Source organism: Micromonospora sp. LZ34 (genome assembly GCF_052981855.1).
This window is the reverse complement of the sequence record NZ_JBRIQN010000055.1, coordinates 20,099-38,112: the sequence shown is the minus strand read 5'-3', so window position 1 is coordinate 38,112 and position 18,014 is coordinate 20,099. Positions and strand designations below refer to the sequence as shown.

14 protein-coding genes are annotated in these 18,014 nt (G+C 71.3%); 5 read left to right on the top strand and 9 right to left on the bottom strand.

What is annotated here, in order from left to right; translation table 11 throughout:
- Positions 1 to 89: 89 nt before the first annotated feature.
- Complete coding sequence (locus ACVCAH_RS32770; RefSeq protein ID WP_447140113.1) at positions 90 to 440, bottom strand: hypothetical protein; 351 nt, start codon at positions 438 to 440, stop codon at positions 90 to 92.
- 103 nt (positions 441 to 543) lie between these two features.
- On the opposite strand from ACVCAH_RS32770, the gene ACVCAH_RS32765 reads away from it, so the two are divergent.
- The 3 genes from ACVCAH_RS32765 (at position 544) to ACVCAH_RS32755 (ending at position 5,520) form a co-directional block, all read left to right on the top strand.
- Positions 544 to 1,662: an IS630 family transposase gene (locus ACVCAH_RS32765; RefSeq protein ID WP_447140112.1), complete on the top strand. Its 1,119-nt coding sequence runs from the start codon at positions 544 to 546 to the stop codon at positions 1,660 to 1,662.
- Positions 1,663 to 2,923: 1,261 nt separating this feature from the next.
- Positions 2,924 to 3,919 carry a hypothetical protein gene (locus tag ACVCAH_RS32760; RefSeq protein ID WP_447140111.1) on the top strand — a complete coding sequence of 332 codons (996 nt, stop codon included), beginning with the start codon at positions 2,924 to 2,926 and terminating at the stop codon, positions 3,917 to 3,919.
- An 86-nt stretch (positions 3,920 to 4,005) separates the two neighbouring features.
- Complete coding sequence (locus tag ACVCAH_RS32755; protein ID WP_447140110.1) at positions 4,006 to 5,520, top strand: hypothetical protein; 1,515 nt, start codon at positions 4,006 to 4,008, stop codon at positions 5,518 to 5,520.
- Here the strand turns inward: ACVCAH_RS32755 and ACVCAH_RS32750 are convergent.
- The 8 genes from ACVCAH_RS32750 to ACVCAH_RS32715 all read right to left on the bottom strand — a co-directional run bounded on the left by ACVCAH_RS32750 (position 5,517) and on the right by ACVCAH_RS32715 (position 16,102).
- A complete protein-coding gene (locus ACVCAH_RS32750) occupies positions 5,517 to 6,200 on the bottom strand; it encodes a Crp/Fnr family transcriptional regulator (protein ID WP_447140109.1) in 684 nt (227 codons plus the stop codon). The two genes, ACVCAH_RS32755 and ACVCAH_RS32750, sit on opposite strands and share 4 nt — an antisense overlap.
- 38 nt (positions 6,201 to 6,238) lie before the next feature.
- A complete protein-coding gene (locus tag ACVCAH_RS32745) occupies positions 6,239 to 7,396 on the bottom strand; it encodes a hypothetical protein (protein ID WP_447140108.1) in 1,158 nt (385 codons plus the stop codon).
- The gene (locus ACVCAH_RS32740; protein ID WP_447140107.1) at positions 7,393 to 8,151 is read right to left on the bottom strand and encodes a protein phosphatase 2C domain-containing protein; all 759 of its coding nucleotides are present in this window, start codon (positions 8,149 to 8,151) and stop codon (positions 7,393 to 7,395) included. Before ACVCAH_RS32740 ends, ACVCAH_RS32745 begins: the two co-directional genes overlap by 4 nt.
- Positions 8,152 to 8,633: 482 nt before the next feature.
- Entirely contained in the window at positions 8,634 to 9,308 is a 675-nt protein-coding gene (locus tag ACVCAH_RS32735; RefSeq protein WP_447140106.1) for a vWA domain-containing protein, read from the bottom strand.
- Positions 9,309 to 9,378: 70 nt separating this feature from the next.
- Positions 9,379 to 11,112 (bottom strand): vWA domain-containing protein, encoded by a 1,734-nt coding sequence (locus ACVCAH_RS32730; protein ID WP_447140105.1) that lies wholly within the window; start codon positions 11,110 to 11,112, stop codon positions 9,379 to 9,381.
- Positions 11,112 to 13,367, bottom strand: coding sequence for a hypothetical protein (locus tag ACVCAH_RS32725; RefSeq protein ID WP_447140104.1), 2,256 nt, complete (start codon positions 13,365 to 13,367; stop codon positions 11,112 to 11,114). Before ACVCAH_RS32725 ends, ACVCAH_RS32730 begins: the two co-directional genes overlap by 1 nt.
- Positions 13,364 to 14,116: a hypothetical protein gene (locus ACVCAH_RS32720; protein ID WP_447140103.1), complete on the bottom strand. Its 753-nt coding sequence runs from the start codon at positions 14,114 to 14,116 to the stop codon at positions 13,364 to 13,366. Before ACVCAH_RS32720 ends, ACVCAH_RS32725 begins: the two co-directional genes overlap by 4 nt.
- Before the next feature lie 237 nt (positions 14,117 to 14,353).
- A complete protein-coding gene (locus tag ACVCAH_RS32715; protein ID WP_447140102.1) occupies positions 14,354 to 16,102 on the bottom strand; it encodes a putative baseplate assembly protein in 1,749 nt (582 codons plus the stop codon).
- A gap of 154 nt (positions 16,103 to 16,256) precedes the next feature.
- On the opposite strand from ACVCAH_RS32715, the gene ACVCAH_RS32710 reads away from it, so the two are divergent.
- Both ACVCAH_RS32710 and ACVCAH_RS32705 read left to right on the top strand, forming a co-directional pair.
- Positions 16,257 to 16,667: an effector-associated constant component EACC1 gene (locus ACVCAH_RS32710; protein WP_447140101.1), complete on the top strand. Its 411-nt coding sequence runs from the start codon at positions 16,257 to 16,259 to the stop codon at positions 16,665 to 16,667.
- A complete protein-coding gene (locus ACVCAH_RS32705; RefSeq protein WP_447140100.1) occupies positions 16,664 to 18,007 on the top strand; it encodes a caspase, EACC1-associated type in 1,344 nt (447 codons plus the stop codon). Before ACVCAH_RS32710 ends, ACVCAH_RS32705 begins: the two co-directional genes overlap by 4 nt.
- Positions 18,008 to 18,014 lie beyond the last annotated feature (7 nt).

Here is an 18,014-nt window from a genome sequence, read left to right as displayed (position 1 = left end):
TGCGCGTGCGGTCTCTACCTCAACGACCCCACCGCATGGATACGACCCCCGACGAATTAACGGCGCGGGGTACTTAGTGCTTCTCGTCGTTAATTCGCCGGGGGTTGCGTCCAGGCGGTGGGGTCGTTGAGGTAGAGGCCGCAGGCGCAGTCGAGGGCTTCTTCCGGGCTGCCTGCGGGCAGCCCGTTGGGCAGGACGGAGTCTTGGTAGCCGTCACGGCTGGCGAGGTAGATCGCGAAGCCCCATCTGCTGGCGGAGCCGCCGTAGCGTAGCCGGCACAGCGGCAGGGTGGTGCCGTCGGCGAGCCGCCCGTCGACGTAGGCGAAGATGCCGTGATACCGCACGGGTACGGCGGTCAGGGCCGGCCAGCGGGTGCGGGCGTGCGCGCTCAGGCGTTGACGCAGGTTGGTCTTGGTCGACTCGGGTGGGGGCTTGGCCACGACTGCCATCCTGCCCCACCGCTGTGCCGGCGTGTCGGTGCCGGCGCGGTGGCGGTGCGGGTGGCACAACGTTGCGATGCCCCCGTCATCCCCGTACCCGATCATGCTCGACGCCGATGAGCGTGCCGCCCTGCAGGCGCTGGCCCGCCGGCCTACGACCTCCTACCGGCTGGTGGTGCGGGCTCGTATCGTGCTGGCCGCAGCCGATGGCGCCAGCAACACCCTGATCGCCGCCGATCAGCGGGTGCACGTGGATACGGTGCGCAAATGGCGGGTGCGTTTCTACCGGCGGCGGCTGGACGGGTTGGCCGACGCGCCGCGTCCTGGCCGGCCGCGCCGGTTCAGCGATGTGCAGGCCGCGCAAGTCAAAGCCCTCGCGTGTGAGTTGCCCGCCGAGCGTGGCGTGCCACTTTCCCGGTGGAGCGCCGCTGACCTGGCCGACGAGGCGGTGGCCGCCGGTGTCGTAGAGGACATCTCGGCTTCGACGGTGGCCCGCTGGCTGGCCGCCGATGCGATCAAACCCTGGCGGCACCGGTCGTGGATCTTTCCCCGCGACCCGCACTTCGCCGCCAAGGCCAGCATCGTTCTGGACCTGTATGCCCGAATGTGGGACGGGCAACCCCTCGGCGACGGTGACTTCGTGATCAGCGCGGACGAGAAAACCTCGATCCAGGCCCGCTGCCGCTGCCATCCCACCCTGCCACCAGGCCGGTCCCGGCTGATGCGTGTCGAGCACGAGTACGAACGCGGCGGCGCCTTGGCATACCTGGCCGCGTTGGACGTGCACCACGGCAGGGTGTTCGGCCGCTGTGAGCCCTCCACCGGGCTGGCCCCGTTCGCCCGCCTGGTCGAGCAGGTCATGACCAGGGAGCCCTACGCCTCAGCGGACCGGGTGTTCTGGATCGTGGACAACGGCTCCTCCCACCGCGGGCAGGCCTCTATCGACCGCATGACCGAGGCGTGGCCTACTGCGACGCTCGTCCACCTGCCGATCCACGCGTCGTGGCTGAACCAGGTCGAGCTGTACTTCTCGATCGTGCAGCGCAAGGTCGTCACGCCGAACGACTTCTACGACCTGACCGATGTCCAGAACCGGCTCATGGCGTTCCAGGCGCACTACAACCTCGGCGCCCGACCTTTCAACTGGCGATACACCAAGAGAGACCTCGACGCCCTGCCCAAACGACTCGCCGCCCACGAGTTCCTACCCGCCGCCGCGTGACCCCCGGCGAATTACCGACGAGAGGCACTTAGCTGCGTGGATCGGGTCGAGTCCGCGCCGTGGACAGTTACCTGGCGTAGGCCCGGTGGCGGCCTGGTGGGTTCAGACCGCCGCATAGCCCGGCGGGCGACGTGGTCGGCGACCCCTTTACTCGGCCGGTTTATGCTAGTCGCCACCTGGGCAAACAGCGTCGAGCATGCCGCTGACCCACATGAGTACTGGGGGTCAAGGGGTCGTCGGTTCGAATCCGGCCGTCCCGACAAAGAGAGGGTTTCCGCAGGTCGCCTCCTTGCGGGAGGCGTGGCTCGATCGTTGTCGATCGATTCGATGGCGAGCAAGTCGCTGCTAGAATCCTTAACTCGGCGGTCTACTGGGTTGATTTCGGTTGGGCTTCCGCCGTGGATGGCCTGGCATGTCGCATGCGTTAGCGCCGGCGCGCTCGTCGCTGGACGCCTTGACGGCGGATCAACTCGGGACAAATGGGCGCTCCTTTGCTGGCGATGCCATCCCCGAAAGATCGATGGGCGGGGTTCCCGAGTGCGGTGATGACTGCCGTGGTCTGGCGAGCGCATGAGCGCGGCCCCGCAGGGGAGGCTAAGTCGCGGCGGAGCGATCCCCGCCGGCTGCTCCTGGTCTACCCGGCGACGCAAACTATGAACCCTTCGGTGCGGCCCGCGGAGGGTGTGTCCGATCACCGCCTCTGGCCCGGAGATGGTGGTCGCGGGTGACGTGATCACGGCGGCGCAGCTTCACGATGTCGTGCCGATCGGCCTTCGGCCAATGCCACTCGCCTCGTGCCCTGTGTGGACAGGTGAATGGCGGCGGGCGGGGTCACCCCGACGCGGCCAGGCGAGCTCGTCGCGTTGCGGCACGAGCGGAGCTGGCACTCGCGAGGACGCCAGCCGGATGCTCACCACCTGGCGGGCGCGTACCCGCCCGGGCCATGATGGCTCCCCTCGCCGCGCACGGTCGCGTGACCGGCGTGAGCATCGACCATCCCAAGATCAACGACAAGTACGAGTTCATGTCCGCGATTTTCAGACCGCGAAGAAGGCTGCGTGGGGCGCCAGCGGCCTGGTCGGTCTGCGCCTGGTCGCAAGAGCGCCGGCTACCTGTACAGCCAGACCCCCAAAGCCTGAGCCCGGACGTCCCCCTCATGGAATCGAGGTCCGGCGAGTGGCTCGAACCGCTAGAAAGCAGCCATTGAGCACTGTGCGTACGGATGTTGGCCCGAGGCAAGGGGGCACGCCAGGATCGGGCCATGGCAGACAGATACCGGGCGGTGATGGCGGTCGCTGCCGGGGAGAGCGCGCCGCCGTGGGGTAAGCTCACGCGCTCGGTGCTGCCCGCCGCGTTCCGGGAGTCCGGTCTGGACTGGCGGGAGGCCGATCACGTCCGATCGGTTCCGGGGCTGCTCGTGGCGGCGCCGGCTGCGGCTGCCGGACGGCTGGCCGGAGGCTTCGCGCAGGCGCTGGCCGACGCCCTTCCCAGACTGCCCGGGCCGGTGCGCCTGGGTCTCGGCCTGGCCGTCGGCATGTGCCACCGCGACGACAGGGGCTGGTATGGGGACGCCGTGACAACGGCCCGCCTGCTGGCCGAGCCGGCGTCGGCGGAGGATGCCGTACGCCTCGCGATCAGCGCTGCCGTGCTCGACATTGCGGGCGTCCTCGAAGCGGACTTCACCGAGGTGACCGACGCGAGGCCACCGTTCTGGGTCCGCACGGCAACAGGCAGGCGACCGAGCCCTGCGACGGCTGTGCCTGCGGCGGCTGTGCCTGCGGCGGCCGCGCCTGCGGCGGCCGCGCCTGCGGCGCCGGGCATCGCCGAGGTGGTGCACGCCGTCTCCGAACCCGTGGCGGCGTTCGCCGAACAGCTGCCCGTGCTGCTGTCGCCCGACGTCGCGCCCTCCGACGTGCTGGCCTGGATGTACCGAGCGCTCGGCGTGGACAGCCCGCGCCTGCTCGACGATCGGCACGGCCGCCGCCTGCTGTCCGGGCTGGTGCGCTGCTACAAGTGGCGCGGCACGGCCCGCGGCCTAACCGAGCTGATCGATCTCCGCTACGGGGTCGGCGCCGAGATCGTCGACCCCGGCGGGACGACCTGCTCCGCCGTGCCCGAGACGCCCGTCCGGCAGCCGCCCGCGCCGGTCACCGTGTTGCTCGACACCGACGAGCCGCTCGACGGACTGGACGAGGTGATCCGATCTGCGCTGCCCGTCGGTGTCGGCTATCAGGTATCGCGCCGTCGGCGCCGATGACGCCGTTGTTCGCCATATGGCCTGGTGATCGCGTCCGCGACCGGCCAGTGTGCCGTAGCAAGTGGACAAGGGAGAGGAAGACACGGATGGGCCGGGTAACGCTGGCGAGCCTGGGCCCGCTGGGTGATGAGCTCGGCTCCGGCGGCCAGGGCACGGTCTACGCGCTGCCGCAGTCCCGGTCGCCGTCGCTGGTCTACAAGGCATACTCGGAAGACGTGCTCGCCGACCTGGACGCGGACGTGCTTACCGACATGATCGAGGTGCCGTCCGGCCTGCCCGGTCGGGACCGGCACGAGCTGCTGGCCGCGGCGGCCTGGCCGCGCAGAGTCGTCACCCAGGGTGATCGCGTCCGCGGGTTCACGATGGCGCTGGTCCCGCAGCGGTTCCACACCACGCTCAAATTGCTGAAGGGCCATCAGGTACGCCTCGGCCAGACCCAGCTGCTGCTCAACCCGCCGGACTACCTGGATCGCGTGGAGCTCCGGATCGACGACCAGTTCCGGCTGGAGCTGCTCGCCGACATCGCCGGGACGCTGCGCCTGTTCCACCGGCTCGGGCTGACGGTCGGCGACCTGTCCCCGAACAACTTGCTTTACAGCCGTACGGGCAAGCCTCGCTGCCACTTCATCGACTGCGACGCCATGCAGCTGAACGGCCGCACGGTCCTGCCCCAGGTGGAGACCACCGACTGGGAGGTGCCGGCGGGCGGCGGCGCGCTCGGTTCCAAGGACAGCGACGCCTACAAGTTCGCCCTCCTTTGCGTACGGCTGTTCGCCGGCGACCAGAGCACCACCGATCCTGAGGCGCTGCGCCGGGCCGGGCCGGGCGTGCACTCTCTGGCCGTACGGGCGCTGTCCGGGGACGCCGGCAACCGCCCGGGCCTCGGCAAGTGGGAGAAGCAGCTACGAGCCGCTCGCCCGATCCCGGTCGAGCCGACCGTCAGGGTGACCGTGCCGTCGCCGCGGATAGCGGCGTCGAGGCCGCCCGTCGTGCCGGCCCCCGTCCGTCCGCGCCTCACCCGGGCGCGGCGCCGCGGCCTGGTCAAGCTATTGGTACTGTCACTGCTTCTGGGGTACGTCGCCATGCACACCGACCAGATCGAGTCTGCGGCGCGCAGGGCCGCCGAGGCGGTCTTCTCCGACGACGACGCCGCGGCCCGTGCCCAGGCCGACAAGATCGCCGGCCTGCTCGCCTCGTCCGCGCCGGTGCGTAACAAGGTCAAGGGCGCCGTCACCAACCTGACCGCCTGCAAGAACGTGAAGCGGTCGGTGGCCGACCTCGGCGCGGCCTCGTCGGCCCGGCAGCGCTCGCTCACCGCCGCCAACGGACTGCAGGTCACCGAGCTTCCCGACGGCGCGACGATGAAGGCCGAGCTCATCTCCGCTTTCAAGCATTCGAAGGCGGCCGACGACGCGTACCGCAGCTGGGGTTTGAAACTGAGCAAGCAGGGCTGCCGCAAGGCGGTCCTCAACGGCCCGGACCGCAAGCGGGGTGACAAGGAGTCGGCCGCGTCGACGAAGGCCAAGCAGCAGTTCGCCAAGCTGTGGAACCAGGTCGGACCGGAGTACGGCCACAACCAGGTGTCGTATCAGAACATCTAGGCGCCGTTGGCGAGCCGGGTCAGCTCGGCCAGGCGCACCAGCACGACGCGCCGCCGGCCGGTGAGGACCACGTTGTCGCGGCGCCAGTCGGCCAGGATGCGGCCCAGCGAACGATGCGACGTGAGGGCCAGCCCGGCGAGGTCCTGCTGGGACATGGCGAGATCGATGACGACCTCGCCCTCGGGCTGCGGGTTGCCGTAGCGCCGTCCGAGGTGCAGCAGGAGCGCGGCGAGCCGCTGCTGGGCGGACTCGGCGCCGGCCGCGGCCCGCGACCGGTCCGCCTCGCGCAGTCGGGCCGAGAGCGTACGGCGCAGGATCGCCGCCACCTCGGGATCGGCGCGCACGAACGGCCCGAACGAGGTCGCGGGCAGCCGCAGCGCGTCCACCTCGGTCATCGCGGTCAGCGTCGCCGAGCGCAAGCCGCCGTCCGAGCCGGCCAGCTCACCGACCAGCTCACCGGCGTCGCGCAGCCCGAGGATCGCCTGGTAGCCGTGGTGGGCGATCGCCGAGACCTTGACGCAGCCGTCGAGCAGCACGAAGGCGTAGTCGGAGGTGTCGTTCTCGCGGACCAGGACCTCGTCGGGGGCGTAGTGCCGTCGGGAGCCCGTCCGCATGAGCGCGGCACGCTGGTCGTTGCGCAGTGCGTACCAGAACGGCTCCCGAGGGTGGCCGAGCGTCATGTCCTCATCGTAATGTCCACCGTCCAGGCCGGCGCGGCTCAGAACAGGTTCACGACGAACACGATCACGCCTACGATGCATCCGAGGACGAGCAGGATCACCGCCCAGCCGATCGCCGAGTACAGCACCGGACGTTCCGCGGCGATCTGCTGGGGCGGGGCCGCGGGTGCGGGCTTCGGCACGACCGGCTGCGGCTGCTGCACCGAGGCGTATCCATACGTCGTGGGCGTCGGTGGCGGCATCGGCGCGTACGTCGTCGTAGGAGGTGGCGTCGGGGGCACGGTGGCCTTTCGCACGATGCGGGGCGACGTGTTGACCCGGTGCGCGGGCGGCGCCTGCCGCGGCACCCGGCCGGACTGCACCGTCCGCAGGGCGCTCAGCCAGTCGCCCATCGACGGGCGCCGGGTCGAGTTCCCGTCCAGGCTCCGCCGGGCCAGCACCCCCAGGTCGCTGGAGACGCCGGCCAGCACGGAGATGTCCTGCCCCATCTGGTCCTGGGCGAACAGCCGGGTGGCGAGCAGCCCGAACTTGTACGAGTCGGAGGCCGCCGTCGCGATCGGCTCGTGCCCGCGCCCCGGGATGTCCCACTCCGGCGTCTCCACCTGGTCGAGCACGTCCTGGCCGCGCAGCCGCATGGCGTCACAGTCGATGAAGAAGCAGCCGGGGTCGTCGAGGTCGACGAGGAGGTTGTTCGGCGACAGGTCGCCGACGATGATGTCGAGGCTGTGCAGCCGGGCCATGACGTCCGCGATCGCCTCGAGCAGCCGCAGACGGATGCGCTCGTCCAGGCGGATCCCCTTGCGGTTCAGGTACGGCTGCGGGTTGAGCAGGTATTGCAGCGCGGCGGGCACCTCGGCGCCGTTGTCGCCCCACGCCATCCGGAACCGTTCGGGGATGCGGCGCATGAGGAAGCCGGTCACCTGGCTGCCGTTGACCACGAGCGCCGCCGGCCACGACGTGTTCTCGCAGAGCCAGCGGCCGCTGCCTTCGTCGAGTTCGGGCACGAAGGCGACCATCCGGCGCAGCACGTACGGGTCGAACGGCGTCGCCGGCAGGTACTCCTTGTACGCCGCGTCCCAGATTTTGTTGATCTTGACCCGGTCCGTGAAGTACACAATTCCCTGCCCGCCGTCGCCCACCCGGCGCAGCGGATCCAGTTTCGCCCGAGGCACCTCGGGAACGTCGTCGGCCGTCACGCCGCCCAGCCCTTGAGCCGGCGCGGCCAGAGCGCGAACAGGGTCCGGTCGTCATCCCACGTCTCGAACGAGAAGTCCAGGTCGTTGGCGAACTTCAGCATCGGCGGCACGCCGGCGAGCGCTGCGGCGAAGTGGGCGCCGACCGCGTTCTCGCCGTCGCCGAGCGGGTCGCCGAAGCCGTCCGTGCCGACCAGCAGCACCTCGTCGGGGGTGATCAGCCCGGACTTGACGTCGACCGGTGGCATCCGTGGCAGGGCGACGACCGTGTTGCTGACGACCTCCTCACCCCTGCGGTACTTGGTCGGCGCGAGGCACCGGAAACGCCGTGCACGGCTGTTCAGCATCCACGCGCTGGAGTCACCAACCTGCACCAGCTGCACCCACGGCCCGTCCGGCCGGGGCAGCACCAGCCCGGCCACCAGGGTGGTGGCCATCTGCTCCTCGGCCGCGATCTGGTTGATCTCGGGCAACCCGAGCGAGATCCGGGCCTGCTCGTAGAGCTGCCACGCCGCGCTCTTCAGCAACCCCTCCCAGTCAACCTCCTGCTGAGGGGCGTCCAGGCCGGCCGTCATGGCGCCGATCGCGGCCCGGCAGGCCGACGTGGCGCCGATGTGCGACAGCGGGGCGTTGCCCACACCGTCGGCGATCGCGAACAGCACCGCCCCGCTCGGGCGGTGCCAGGCGACGGCGACGTCGTCCTGCCGCGGCTCGCCGCTGTCGCGGTGGGAGTATCCGCGGACGGACGCGGCTCGCACGACGAAGTGCGGCGTGCTCCACCCGTCGACGATGTAGTCGGGTCGGTACGCCGCCGCCGTCGACGGCCTTGGTGCGAATGTCGGGATCGGCGGCCCTACAACCGGCGGCTCCCACAGGCGGGGTGCCGGCGCGGACTCCGCGGGAAGCTGCGGTGCCGACCTCGGCTGCGGTGGCGCAGAGGGCCCGGGTGGCGGGGTCAGCCCGAGCGGGCCTCGGCCGTGGGGCTCCTGGTGCCTTGCCGCCGTGTGCGGCCGTTCCGGGACCGTGGCGGGTGCGCCTTCCTTGGTCACCCTCTGCTCACCGCGGTAGATCGCGCCGGCGTTCCCGGACGGCGGTGGAGCGCTGGCCGCGACGGAAGGCTGTGGATGGCTGCCGCGCGCCTGATGCGGCGGCTGGCCCGGCACTTCCTGCGGGTTCTTGCCGTCTCCGTTGAGGAACCAGCTGAGCCCGCTGACGACGCGTTGAAAGACATTGGTCATCGTCAGACCACGTCGATCGCCATCTTGAAGTTCTGCGGCCGCTCCACCACGAGCTCCGGCTGCGCCGACCCGATCGTGCGGCCGGACTTCACGATGCTCTTGGTGAGCGCCGCGCAGAACTTGGCGATCTCGGCGCCCAGGTCCGACCCGGTCGAGACGAAGGCGTACTCCTGCTTGGTCGCCACGTCCAGCATGGTCTGCGGTTTCACGTCGCCGATCCCGCACGCGATGATGTTCGGCGCGGCCTTCGTGACGTTCTGGTCGACCAGCTGGTCGCGGGTCTTGCGCCAGCCGTTGCCGTCGGTGGGCTGGCCGTCGCTGAGGAAGAACACGGCCGGACGGTGCACGACGTACCCTTGCCCCTTGAGGGAGGCCACGTCGGCCGGGAGCCGGGCGCGAAGATCCTCGAAGACCTTCCCGTACGCGGTGCCGTTGCGCGCCTCCAGCTGCGGCAGCTCGTTCTCGCGCCGCAGGTCGGCCATCGCCAGCCGCAGCTGCACGTCGTCGGAGAACCCGAGGATGGTGAACCGCACCTTGGCGGCGGCCATCGGCTCGCCGAGCAGCGCGTCGTGCAGCTGGGCCAGGCCCTCGTTGAGGTTGCCGATGTAGTCGCTCATCGAGAACGACTCATCGGCCACCATGTAGACCGGGAGCAGGCTCCCGCTGTTTTCCGCCATCTCATCAACTCGCTTTCCCCGGCACGGGGCCGGACGGGATCAGGTTTCTGCCGCGAAGCCGTCGGCAAGGTCATGAAGCGACGGCCACCCGGAAGTGGGGCGGCAGCTCGAATTCAAGGTCGGGCGCGCCGGCCAGCAGCGTGCGGCCGTACGTGACCAAGCAGCGCGTCAGCGCGTCCCAGTAGTCGGCGATCGCCGTACGGACGTCGGCGCCGGCCGTCGCCACGTACCCGAACTCGGGCTTGGTGGCGATCGCGGCGATCAGCCCGGCCGTCGCCCCACCCACGCCGCACGCCACGATCTGCGGGGCGTACCGGTGGGTGGCCGGGTCGGTCAGCCGGGCGTACGGCGTCTGCCAGATGCTCTCGTCGGCTGGCGGCGCCGCGGCGAGCAGGAAGACGAGCGGCCGGCGGACCGTGATCCCCTGCGCCTTGAGCGCGTCCACGTCGGGGGAGATCCGGCCGTACAGCGTCTCGAACGCGTTGGCGTAGCTCGCCGGTCCGCGCGAGGTCAGCCACGGCACCGACGTGGCCGCGTCGACGGCGGCCATTGACAGCCGGGCCGCGACCTGGTCGGCGTACCCCAGCACGGAGAGCCGGATCGCCGGGGCGACGTCGGCCGCCCGGCGCAGGCCGTCGAGCAGCCGCTGCAGCCCGTCGCCGAGGTCGTCGAGGTAGGGAGCGGCGCCGGTGGACTCGTCGACCAGCAGGTAGACCGGCTGGACGCCGTCGGAGGGCACCCACACCTTGGTGTTGGGGTCCTGCTCGAGCACGACCTGCTCGCGCGGCGGCGGGCCGGCCGGCGTGGCCGGGGTGGACGAGCCGGCGCCTCCCGACGGCGGCAGCACGGGCGGCTGGTTCCACGTGCCGGGCCCGGTGACCGCGCCCGCCGCGCCGGACAGGCCGTACGCCTGGGCCGCCCCCTGCACGAACGGCTGGAACTGGCCGGGCTGCACGACGCCGTTGTCCATCATGAACTTGATGAACTCGGTGGTGCGCTGACTGTGCACGTCCTGCGCCGTCAGCATGGCGCGCTCGTGCTCCAGCAGCATGCTGGTCACCTTCTCGGTGTCCTCGGGGTGCCGGATCAGGTGCTCCCGGGCCATGTCTGCGGCGGTGAGCCCGCGCCCGCCGAGCGCATGGCGCTCGTTCTCGAGCGCGTTGAGCCGGCTGGCCTGCACCAGCCCCTCCCGCTCGGCGCGGTGCCGCTCCCGCTGCAGCTCGACCCGGTGCTGGTCGGCGTCGGTGTCCAGGGTGCGCCGGGCGTCGCGGCGGGTCCTCAGGTACTCGGCGGTCGCGTCGTCCGGCCGTAGGTGGGGCGCCACCTCGAAGATGGTGATGCCGTCCGGCAGCGGTACCGGGTTGGCGAACTCGCGCCGGATGGCCTGCTCTGCCGCGCTCGGGTTCTCGACGTCGAACCGGGTGGTGACCGCCTCGAGAGCGCGGCCCAGGTAGGTGTAGACCACCGGAAGGGCGTCGCGGATGTTGCGCCGGACGACCTCGCATGGGTCGTGCACCCGGAAACCGACGTTCACCTTCGCGATGAAGTAGTGGCCGTCGCGGGTGCGCAGCGGCGTGCTGGCGAGCTCCGCGGTACGGCGGTGGTCGCCCATGTCCACGTCGTACCGGGTGCGGCACTCGGTGAACAGGCGCTGGCTGAACGACAGGGTGCGGCCGGAGAAGAAGACCAGCTCGCCCGAGGCCGTCGCGTACACGGCGGCGACGCTGGGGTCGCGGTTGGGCTCGGGACGGAATCCCCGCTGGACGGGTGTCTGATTCTGGATGAGCGGCACGGAGTTGGTCATCAGGACCCGTTCCTCTTCGCGAGTTCGGCTTCGACGGCGTACGCGGTCAGCGTCTTGGGTTGCAGGTTGTCGGGCGCCAGCCACTGGCTGAGCTGGGAGCGCAGGTTCAGCTCGACAGGGTCGAACCGGCCGACCGTGCCGGGCAGCGCGGCCAGCATGTTCGCGAGCGCGCTGCGCACGTCGGCGTCGGCCTCGGCCAGGTCGGCCCAGCGGGCGAGCACCCGGGCGGTGGTGTCGGCCAGCAGGCCGGACTGAATCACCCGGTGCCACATCGCGAGCAGCTTGTCGCGCAGCGCGGCGCGCTGGTCGGCGATGAACAGCAGCATCGGCCAGGTGCCGGTGCCTCCGGCGGGCTCCGAGGTGAGGTTCTCGGCCAGCGCCAGGAAGACGAAGGTGCCGCTGAGGGCGCGCCGGTCGTCGAACAGCCAGCTGCCGACGCGGCGCAGCACGCGCGTGGCGTTACCCTGCTCGTCGGCGAGCAGCAGGTCGGCCAAGCTGTCGGCGATGCCCTGGGCCACCCGGCGGTCGTCGATCGTGGTGAGGCGCTCCAGCGCGTTCAGCGCGCGGTCGGGGTTGTGGCCGCCGAGGGCCGTGCCCCACACCCGCGCGGCGGTGGCCTGGCCGAGGCGGTTGTTCTCGTTGCCATACCAGCCGGCGACCACCGACTCGACCAGCGGGCGCATCCGGGTGTCGGCGGCCGGCACGCTCAGCGCGTTGGCCGCCACGTCGCGCAGCCAGAACTTGTCGTCGATACCCATCAACGCCACGGCGTTGCGGTGCACGAAGTCGAACGCCTGCTTGGCGAAGACGCCCAGCGCGGTGGCCGTCCAGATCCGGACGTCCTCCGACGGGTTGTCCGCGAGGTCGCGTAGCCACAGCATCAGCGGGATCTGGATCCGGTACTCGCGCCAGACGCGGGTCAGCACGGCCGAGGCGTAGTCCTCCCCGACGTACTCCATCACCTCGGCCGGTGCGGAACCAAACGGGCCGCGCACGGTCGTGGTGCGGATCCGGGCGCGCAGCAGCCGCAGCAGCTCACCGCGGGCCGCCGAGAACGGGTCGCGCCACGGTGGCCGGGGGTTGTCGCCGTCGGCGCCGTCGTGCGGGCCGTCGAGGCGTTCGGCAAGGCGGCCGGCGGCGAAGACGACCATCTCGTACGGCAGGCCGTTGAGCACTGCCAGGGCGATGGCCAGGCATCGGCTCTGCACGTCGGGCAGCCCGCCGAACCAGATCTCGAAGTCCTCGGTGGCGCGCTCGGCCCAGCGGCGTTCCAGCCGCTTCAGGTCGACGGTGGCGCCGTCCAGCTCCTGGCCGATCATCACGGCGAGGTCGGCCGCGGCCTTCATCGACTGGTCGGCGGCGAACACCCGCACGGTGAACGCGGCCAGCTCGGGCTCGGCGAGCAGCCGCTCGGCGGCTGCCTGCGGCCGGCCGAGCGACCAGGCCAGGTGGGCGGCGAGCACGGCGGTCTGCTCCCGCGGCGGGGGGAGCGTGACGACGTATGTGGTGAGGTCTGGATCTCCCAGCGTCGCGTCGGCGGTGACTGTGAGCACCAGCCGCGCGTCGATCGCCTCGAGCGTGGTCTCGAGCTGCTGCAGGACCCAGGCAGAAACCTGGCCCCAGGCGAGCGGCTCGCAGAGCAGGAAGCCGGCGGCGCGGGGGAGCGGATCGTCGCTCTTGGCGTCGGTCTCCAGCCAGTGGCCAAGGCGGCGCAGGTCGACGTTGCGGTCGAGGTTGAAGATGCGGCGGTCGGGCGGCGACTGCAGCAGCTTGATCGCCGCCGCGACCTTGCCGTGGCCGGGCTCGGCGCGCAGCACGACGACCCGCCGGTCGCCGACGGTACTGCGCACGGTGTCCCAGCCGTCCGGGGCGACGAACGCGTGCCGCACCGGCTCACTCATCCAGGCGCCGAGCGCCTGCAGCGGGGCGGGCTCGGCGTCGCCCAGGGCGAACACCAGCTTGTCGCCGCCGACCATGTCGCCGGCGACCTTGACCCGGGCGTTCTCGATGCTGCGCTGGCGCTGGCGCCCGGCGCGGCCCTCGACCCGCGAGGCGTCCGGGTCGGCCGAGTCGACTGTGGTCTTGACCTTGCCGTCGGCCGTGGCGTCGGGCAGCACCGGCTTCTGCGTGGGCGGCTGCCCGGAGGCGGGCAGGTCGGCCTTGTCGTCGGACGCCGGAGCCGCCGGAGCGGGGCCGTTGGGTGCCGGCGCCGGAGCAGCGGGCGCGGGAGCGGATGCCGGATCAGGGGCCGTCACCGCCCACCCCCGTTAACGGTCTTGTCGCCGACGAACTGGTCGCCGTGCACCGTGATCTCGGTGGTGCCGTTGAAGACGAACCCGCTCTGGGTGGCTGACTTCTTCTTCGGCTTCGGCGTCTTCGGTTCGGGGGCCGCCGGTGCAGGAGGCGGCGCGGGCGTCACTCCCGGCGGGTACGGGTAGCCGGGCACCTGGATCCAGGCCGTCTCGCCGCGCAGTTCCTTGGCGTCGATCGCGACGCGCTCGAAGGTCGAGGAGTCGATCGACCGGTAGTCGTGCCGGATGACGTCGTCGAAGACCTGCCGGGAGACGATCAGCGCCAGGTTCGCCCCGTCCGCCGCGGCGAGCGTGGCTTTGAGTGGCGGTGCGTCGACGAGCCGCGCGGTGGTGTTGACCGCCGTGCCCACCCAGCCCTCGCCGTCGTGCTCGCACATTCCCTGATGGATCGCCACGCGCAGGCGGATCCGGGCGATCTCCGAGCTGGTGCGCGCCTTCTCCCGCAGGCCGTAGTCGAGTTCTCGGACGAACCGGCCGGCGAGCATGAGCACCGACACGTCCGGGTCGATCATCAGAATGCCGTCGCCGCGGTCCTCCTGGTCGATGCGGGCGGAGTCGAGGCCGGCCTCGGTCAGCGCGGTGCGGACTACCTGATAGAGGTCGGCGCGTACCTGCCGCTGGACGGGGTTGGGCCGGCTGCCGAAGCCTTCGACATCGACGAGCGCGACCGCATGAAAGGCCGGTTCGGGCATGCGGCACCCTCCGAGGGGAAAGAGACCGTGTCGGATAGCACTGTGAGCAGTACGCCACGCGATGAACAGGCCATCTGGCATGCTTGTTCGGTTTTCGGGCCGGTGGCGCGGTTTCAACCTAGGCCGCTGTCGTCATTCTCGCTCTCAGCTACAAGCACACGACGGAACGCATGATCGGTTGAGGATTCTCCTGCCGAGTCGGGCGCCGTCCGTCCCTTTTGGTGCTTGCCGTCACCCTCAGACGATTCGAACCCGATGACCGACTGACAGGGGCAGGGCCGTCGGGATGAGGGGGATGACCGTCTGGGCCGGGCTGTGTGCGCCAGTCACTGGATCCACTGGCGACATCGCGATGTGGACGCAGTCCTGGACGCCGGGAAGCGGGAAGAGCAGCTTCTTGATCGTGGACTCATGCACCGCCTCGCCGAACGGCCAGCCTGTGCCGTCCTCGCCACCGATGACCGGGTGCAGGAACGCGTACAGGGCCTGCTCGACCCGGGCTCGCACGTCCCGAGGGTCGGCGCCGGCCGCCGCGGCGATCTCGACGTCCACCTCGATGCCCTGATAGTGCGGGGGCATCACGTACAGCCGGGCGGCGAGCAGGCGCCGCTCGTCGAGGTACTTCCGGACCGCCTCTAGCGTCGTCCCGGACGGCTGCAGGTCCGCGAGGGACGGCCGGTCCTGCCGTGCCTGTGGCGGCGTGGCCACGAGCAGCAGCTGAACGGCGCCGGACTGCTCGTCGGCGACGCAGCGTACCCGGGCCAGTGACGAGTCGGCCCGCCGGGCGAGCTCCTCGTGGTCGGCCGGGGTGACCGCTCGGTCACCGGCCTTCAGCAGGCCGGGGGCCCGCTGCCAGAGGTCCGCCTCGGTCTCCGCGTCGCTTCCGCCCCTCGCCGGGTACGGGTTCTCCACGCGCACGCCGGGCAGGTCCAGGCCGAGCTCGCGCAGCGCCCCGGCCGGGACGTTGCCGGCCGCGCCGCCGCCCGTCCAGTAGTCGCGGACGCGGACCAGGGCACCCGCCGGCGGCACCGGGCCGACGGCCCGGCGTGACCGGTCGGGGCCGGTCACGGCCGGTGGGAAGACGATCTCCCCGGCCGCCACGTCGTACCGGACGTGGTAATCGTCGGACCCGCTCTCCGCGAAGGACTCGACCGGTTCCCAGGACTGCCAGCCGTAGCCGTCCGAGGTCTCCACCACCGGGACCTGGCCGGGTACGACGGCGGGCCGTTCCCGCAGACGGAAGCGCTGGCCGGCGGTGCCGTCGCTGATCCCGAGTGGCTCCTCGGCGATGCGGCGGGCATGCACGGCGAGGACCACCGCCTCGGCCGTACGCGCGCGCACGTCACCCGAAACGCGCCCGCCGGGCAGGCGTAGCCACGCCGCCTCGACCCCGTCCAGCCGGTGCCGGACGTGGCTGGGCTGCTCCAGCAACAGCGCGTCACCCGGCACGGGCCGGCGACGGCAGGCCTGCCACTGCCGGCCGTCCCAGAACTCTCCTGTCGCCGAGCCGGTCACACCGGTCAGCTCGACAGTCGTCCTGCCACCCGGCTCGGCCAAGCCGATCAGCAGCCCGGTGGGGTCGTCGAGCACGTGGATCACCCGATTGGGGATGACCCGCAGGTCTCGGACCGTGGTGAACGGCGGTGTGTTGGCGCCGAACCCGACCTCCGTGCCGGCCGGGACATCGAGCGGGTCGGTCAGCGGCGTCTCGAAGGTGAGGCGCACGTGGGTGTGCGCCGCGTGCGGCCCCCGCGGCCGTAGGCCGATCAGTTCCAACAGCGGCTGCCGCAGGCGTTCGGAGAGCGCGCCGAGCCGGTCATGGAGGTGATCGACGAGCAGGGCGGCCGACACCAGCACGGCGTCCTCCTCAATGCTGATCGCACGGTTGGCCCCCGCGTCGGTGAGGCGCCGGCGCAGCTCGGCGCGGGCCTGCTCGACGAGATCGGGAAAGCGACGATCGTCGAAGAGGAGGCGTCGGTTGGTCATCCCTTATCCACCTTCTGGACGCGAAAGTCCGGGCCGAAATGGTTCTGTCGCATCACCGACGGGACGGGGATAGTCACCCGCAGATGATGTAAGCACGCAAGTGCTCGATCCGTCGACTGTGGGGTGAGGCGTGGTGCCCGATTCCGTCCGACCGGTGGTGCTGGCTCTCGAGGACACCTCTCTCGAGCCGGGAGACTGGCAGTGGGGTGAACAGACTCGCACGCTCGTGCGCTTGCTGCAGGCGTACGACCTCGATGTCCGGCAGCAGGCGCTGCCGCCGGCGGCCGGTGAGAAGGGAATCGCCACCGATATCATCCTGGCGCTCGGCGGCTCCGGTACGGTCGGCGCCGCCACGACCGTCCTGCTCAACTGGCTGAACGCGCGCAGCAGCCGGCGGCTGACGCTGACCGTGGGCGAGGGCGTGGACAGGCGGACGGTGAAGGTGGTCGGCGAGGGACTGAGCGACAGCTCCATGCGAGCCGCCCTGCTCGCCGCGCTCGGCCGCCAGGACGCCGACGACGCCGGCGAGGACACGGCCGCTGCGTTGCCCGCCGAAGAGCAATGACGGCCGATCGCCGCTACCGCGCTCTGCTGCTCGGCAACTGGGAGTTTCCGCGTGAGTCGGCCGTGTTGCGGGATCTCGCCGGGCCGGCGACCGATGTGGAACGGCTGCGCGAGGCGCTGACGAACCCGGAGTGCGGCCTGCACCGTCCCGCGGACGTCATCGTGCGCAGGAATCTCGAGAGTTCGCCGATGCGCCAGGAGATCGAGATGTTCCTCGACGACGGCAAGCCCGGCGACCAACTGCTGATCTATTACTCGGGGCACGGGTGGAAGGAGGAAGACGGCGAGCTGTACCTGTGTGCCCGCGACACCACCCGCAGGGCCATCCAAAGCACCACGATGAGCGCCACCGTCCTGGCCCGCCAGGCGCAGGCGAGCCGCGCCTCCGCCAAGATCGTGGTCCTGGACTGCTGCAACTCCGGGAACTACCGGTTCAAGGGGCCGGCGTCCGGCCGAGTGTTCGACGGCAAGGGCGTCGTCGCGCTGACCAGCTCTCAGCCCGATCTGCCGAGCCGCGACGCGGCCGCCCCGGACCAGCCCAGCCAGTTCACAGGCCACCTGATCGCCGGGCTGCGCGGCGCCGCCACGGGACGCGACGGGTTCCTGCTGCTGGACGACCTCTACGACTACGTGCACGAGCGCATGAAGGCCGAGGGCGCAATCCGGCCCACGTACAGCAACAAGCTCATCGGCCTGGTGGCCCTGGGTCGTACCCGTACCGTCCGCGGCCCCGCGGGCGAGCGCGGCCGCGCGGCGGATCGACTGAACAAGGCCCTGCGGCTGGAACCGGCCAACCGGGCCGTCGCCGTGGGCTCGCTGCGCCGGCTCAGCGAGGACGGCAGCGGCTGGGGAACCCTCGCGGCCATGCGGCTCGGCGAGCTCGCGACGGCGGACGGCGACGACGCCACGGCCGCGGAGGCGTACGCCAAGGTAGTCGAGGCGGGTGACCCACGCTGGGCCGCCGAGGCCGCGTGCCGCCGGGGCGCCCGGCTCGCCGCCATGGGCGACGCCGGCCGGGCTGAACAGGCCTGGCGGCAGGCCGTCGAGCTGGACGACCCGCGCTGGTCGCCGACCGCGGCCCGCGAGCTGGGGCGCCTGCTCTGCGGCGACCCGGCGACGAGGGCGGCCGGACTCGGCTATTACCGCCAGGCGCTGGCCGGCCTGGACGATCCCGGCTTGCTGCTCGAGGCCGGCGACGCGCTGCGCGACGCCGGCCGGCACGACGACGCCCGAGCGCTCTACCGGCGCCTCGCCAGCCGGCCGGACCCACCGTGGCCGTCGACCGGCGCCGAACGGCTGTCCGGGCTGCCGTCGCCCGCGGCCGCGGCCAAACGGCGGTGATCCATCC

Excerpts from the sequence above, each read along its gene's own strand:
- ACVCAH_RS32750 (WP_447140109.1), bottom strand. The coding sequence starts at position 6,200 with ATGACGCTCGGCCACCCTCGGGAGCCGTTCTGGTACGCACTGCGCAAC.
- ACVCAH_RS32720 (WP_447140103.1), bottom strand. The coding sequence starts at position 14,116 with ATGCCCGAACCGGCCTTTCATGCGGTCGCGCTCGTCGATGTCGAAGGC.
- ACVCAH_RS32715 (WP_447140102.1), bottom strand. The coding sequence starts at position 16,102 with ATGACCAACCGACGCCTCCTCTTCGACGATCGTCGCTTTCCCGATCTC.
- ACVCAH_RS32705 (WP_447140100.1), top strand. The coding sequence starts at position 16,664 with ATGACGGCCGATCGCCGCTACCGCGCTCTGCTGCTCGGCAACTGGGAG.
- ACVCAH_RS32755 (WP_447140110.1), top strand. The coding sequence starts at position 4,006 with ATGGGCCGGGTAACGCTGGCGAGCCTGGGCCCGCTGGGTGATGAGCTC.
- ACVCAH_RS32760 (WP_447140111.1), top strand. The coding sequence starts at position 2,924 with ATGGCAGACAGATACCGGGCGGTGATGGCGGTCGCTGCCGGGGAGAGC.
- ACVCAH_RS32765 (WP_447140112.1), top strand. The coding sequence starts at position 544 with ATGCTCGACGCCGATGAGCGTGCCGCCCTGCAGGCGCTGGCCCGCCGG.
- ACVCAH_RS32735 (WP_447140106.1), bottom strand. The coding sequence starts at position 9,308 with ATGGCGGAAAACAGCGGGAGCCTGCTCCCGGTCTACATGGTGGCCGAT.
- ACVCAH_RS32730 (WP_447140105.1), bottom strand. The coding sequence starts at position 11,112 with ATGACCAACTCCGTGCCGCTCATCCAGAATCAGACACCCGTCCAGCGG.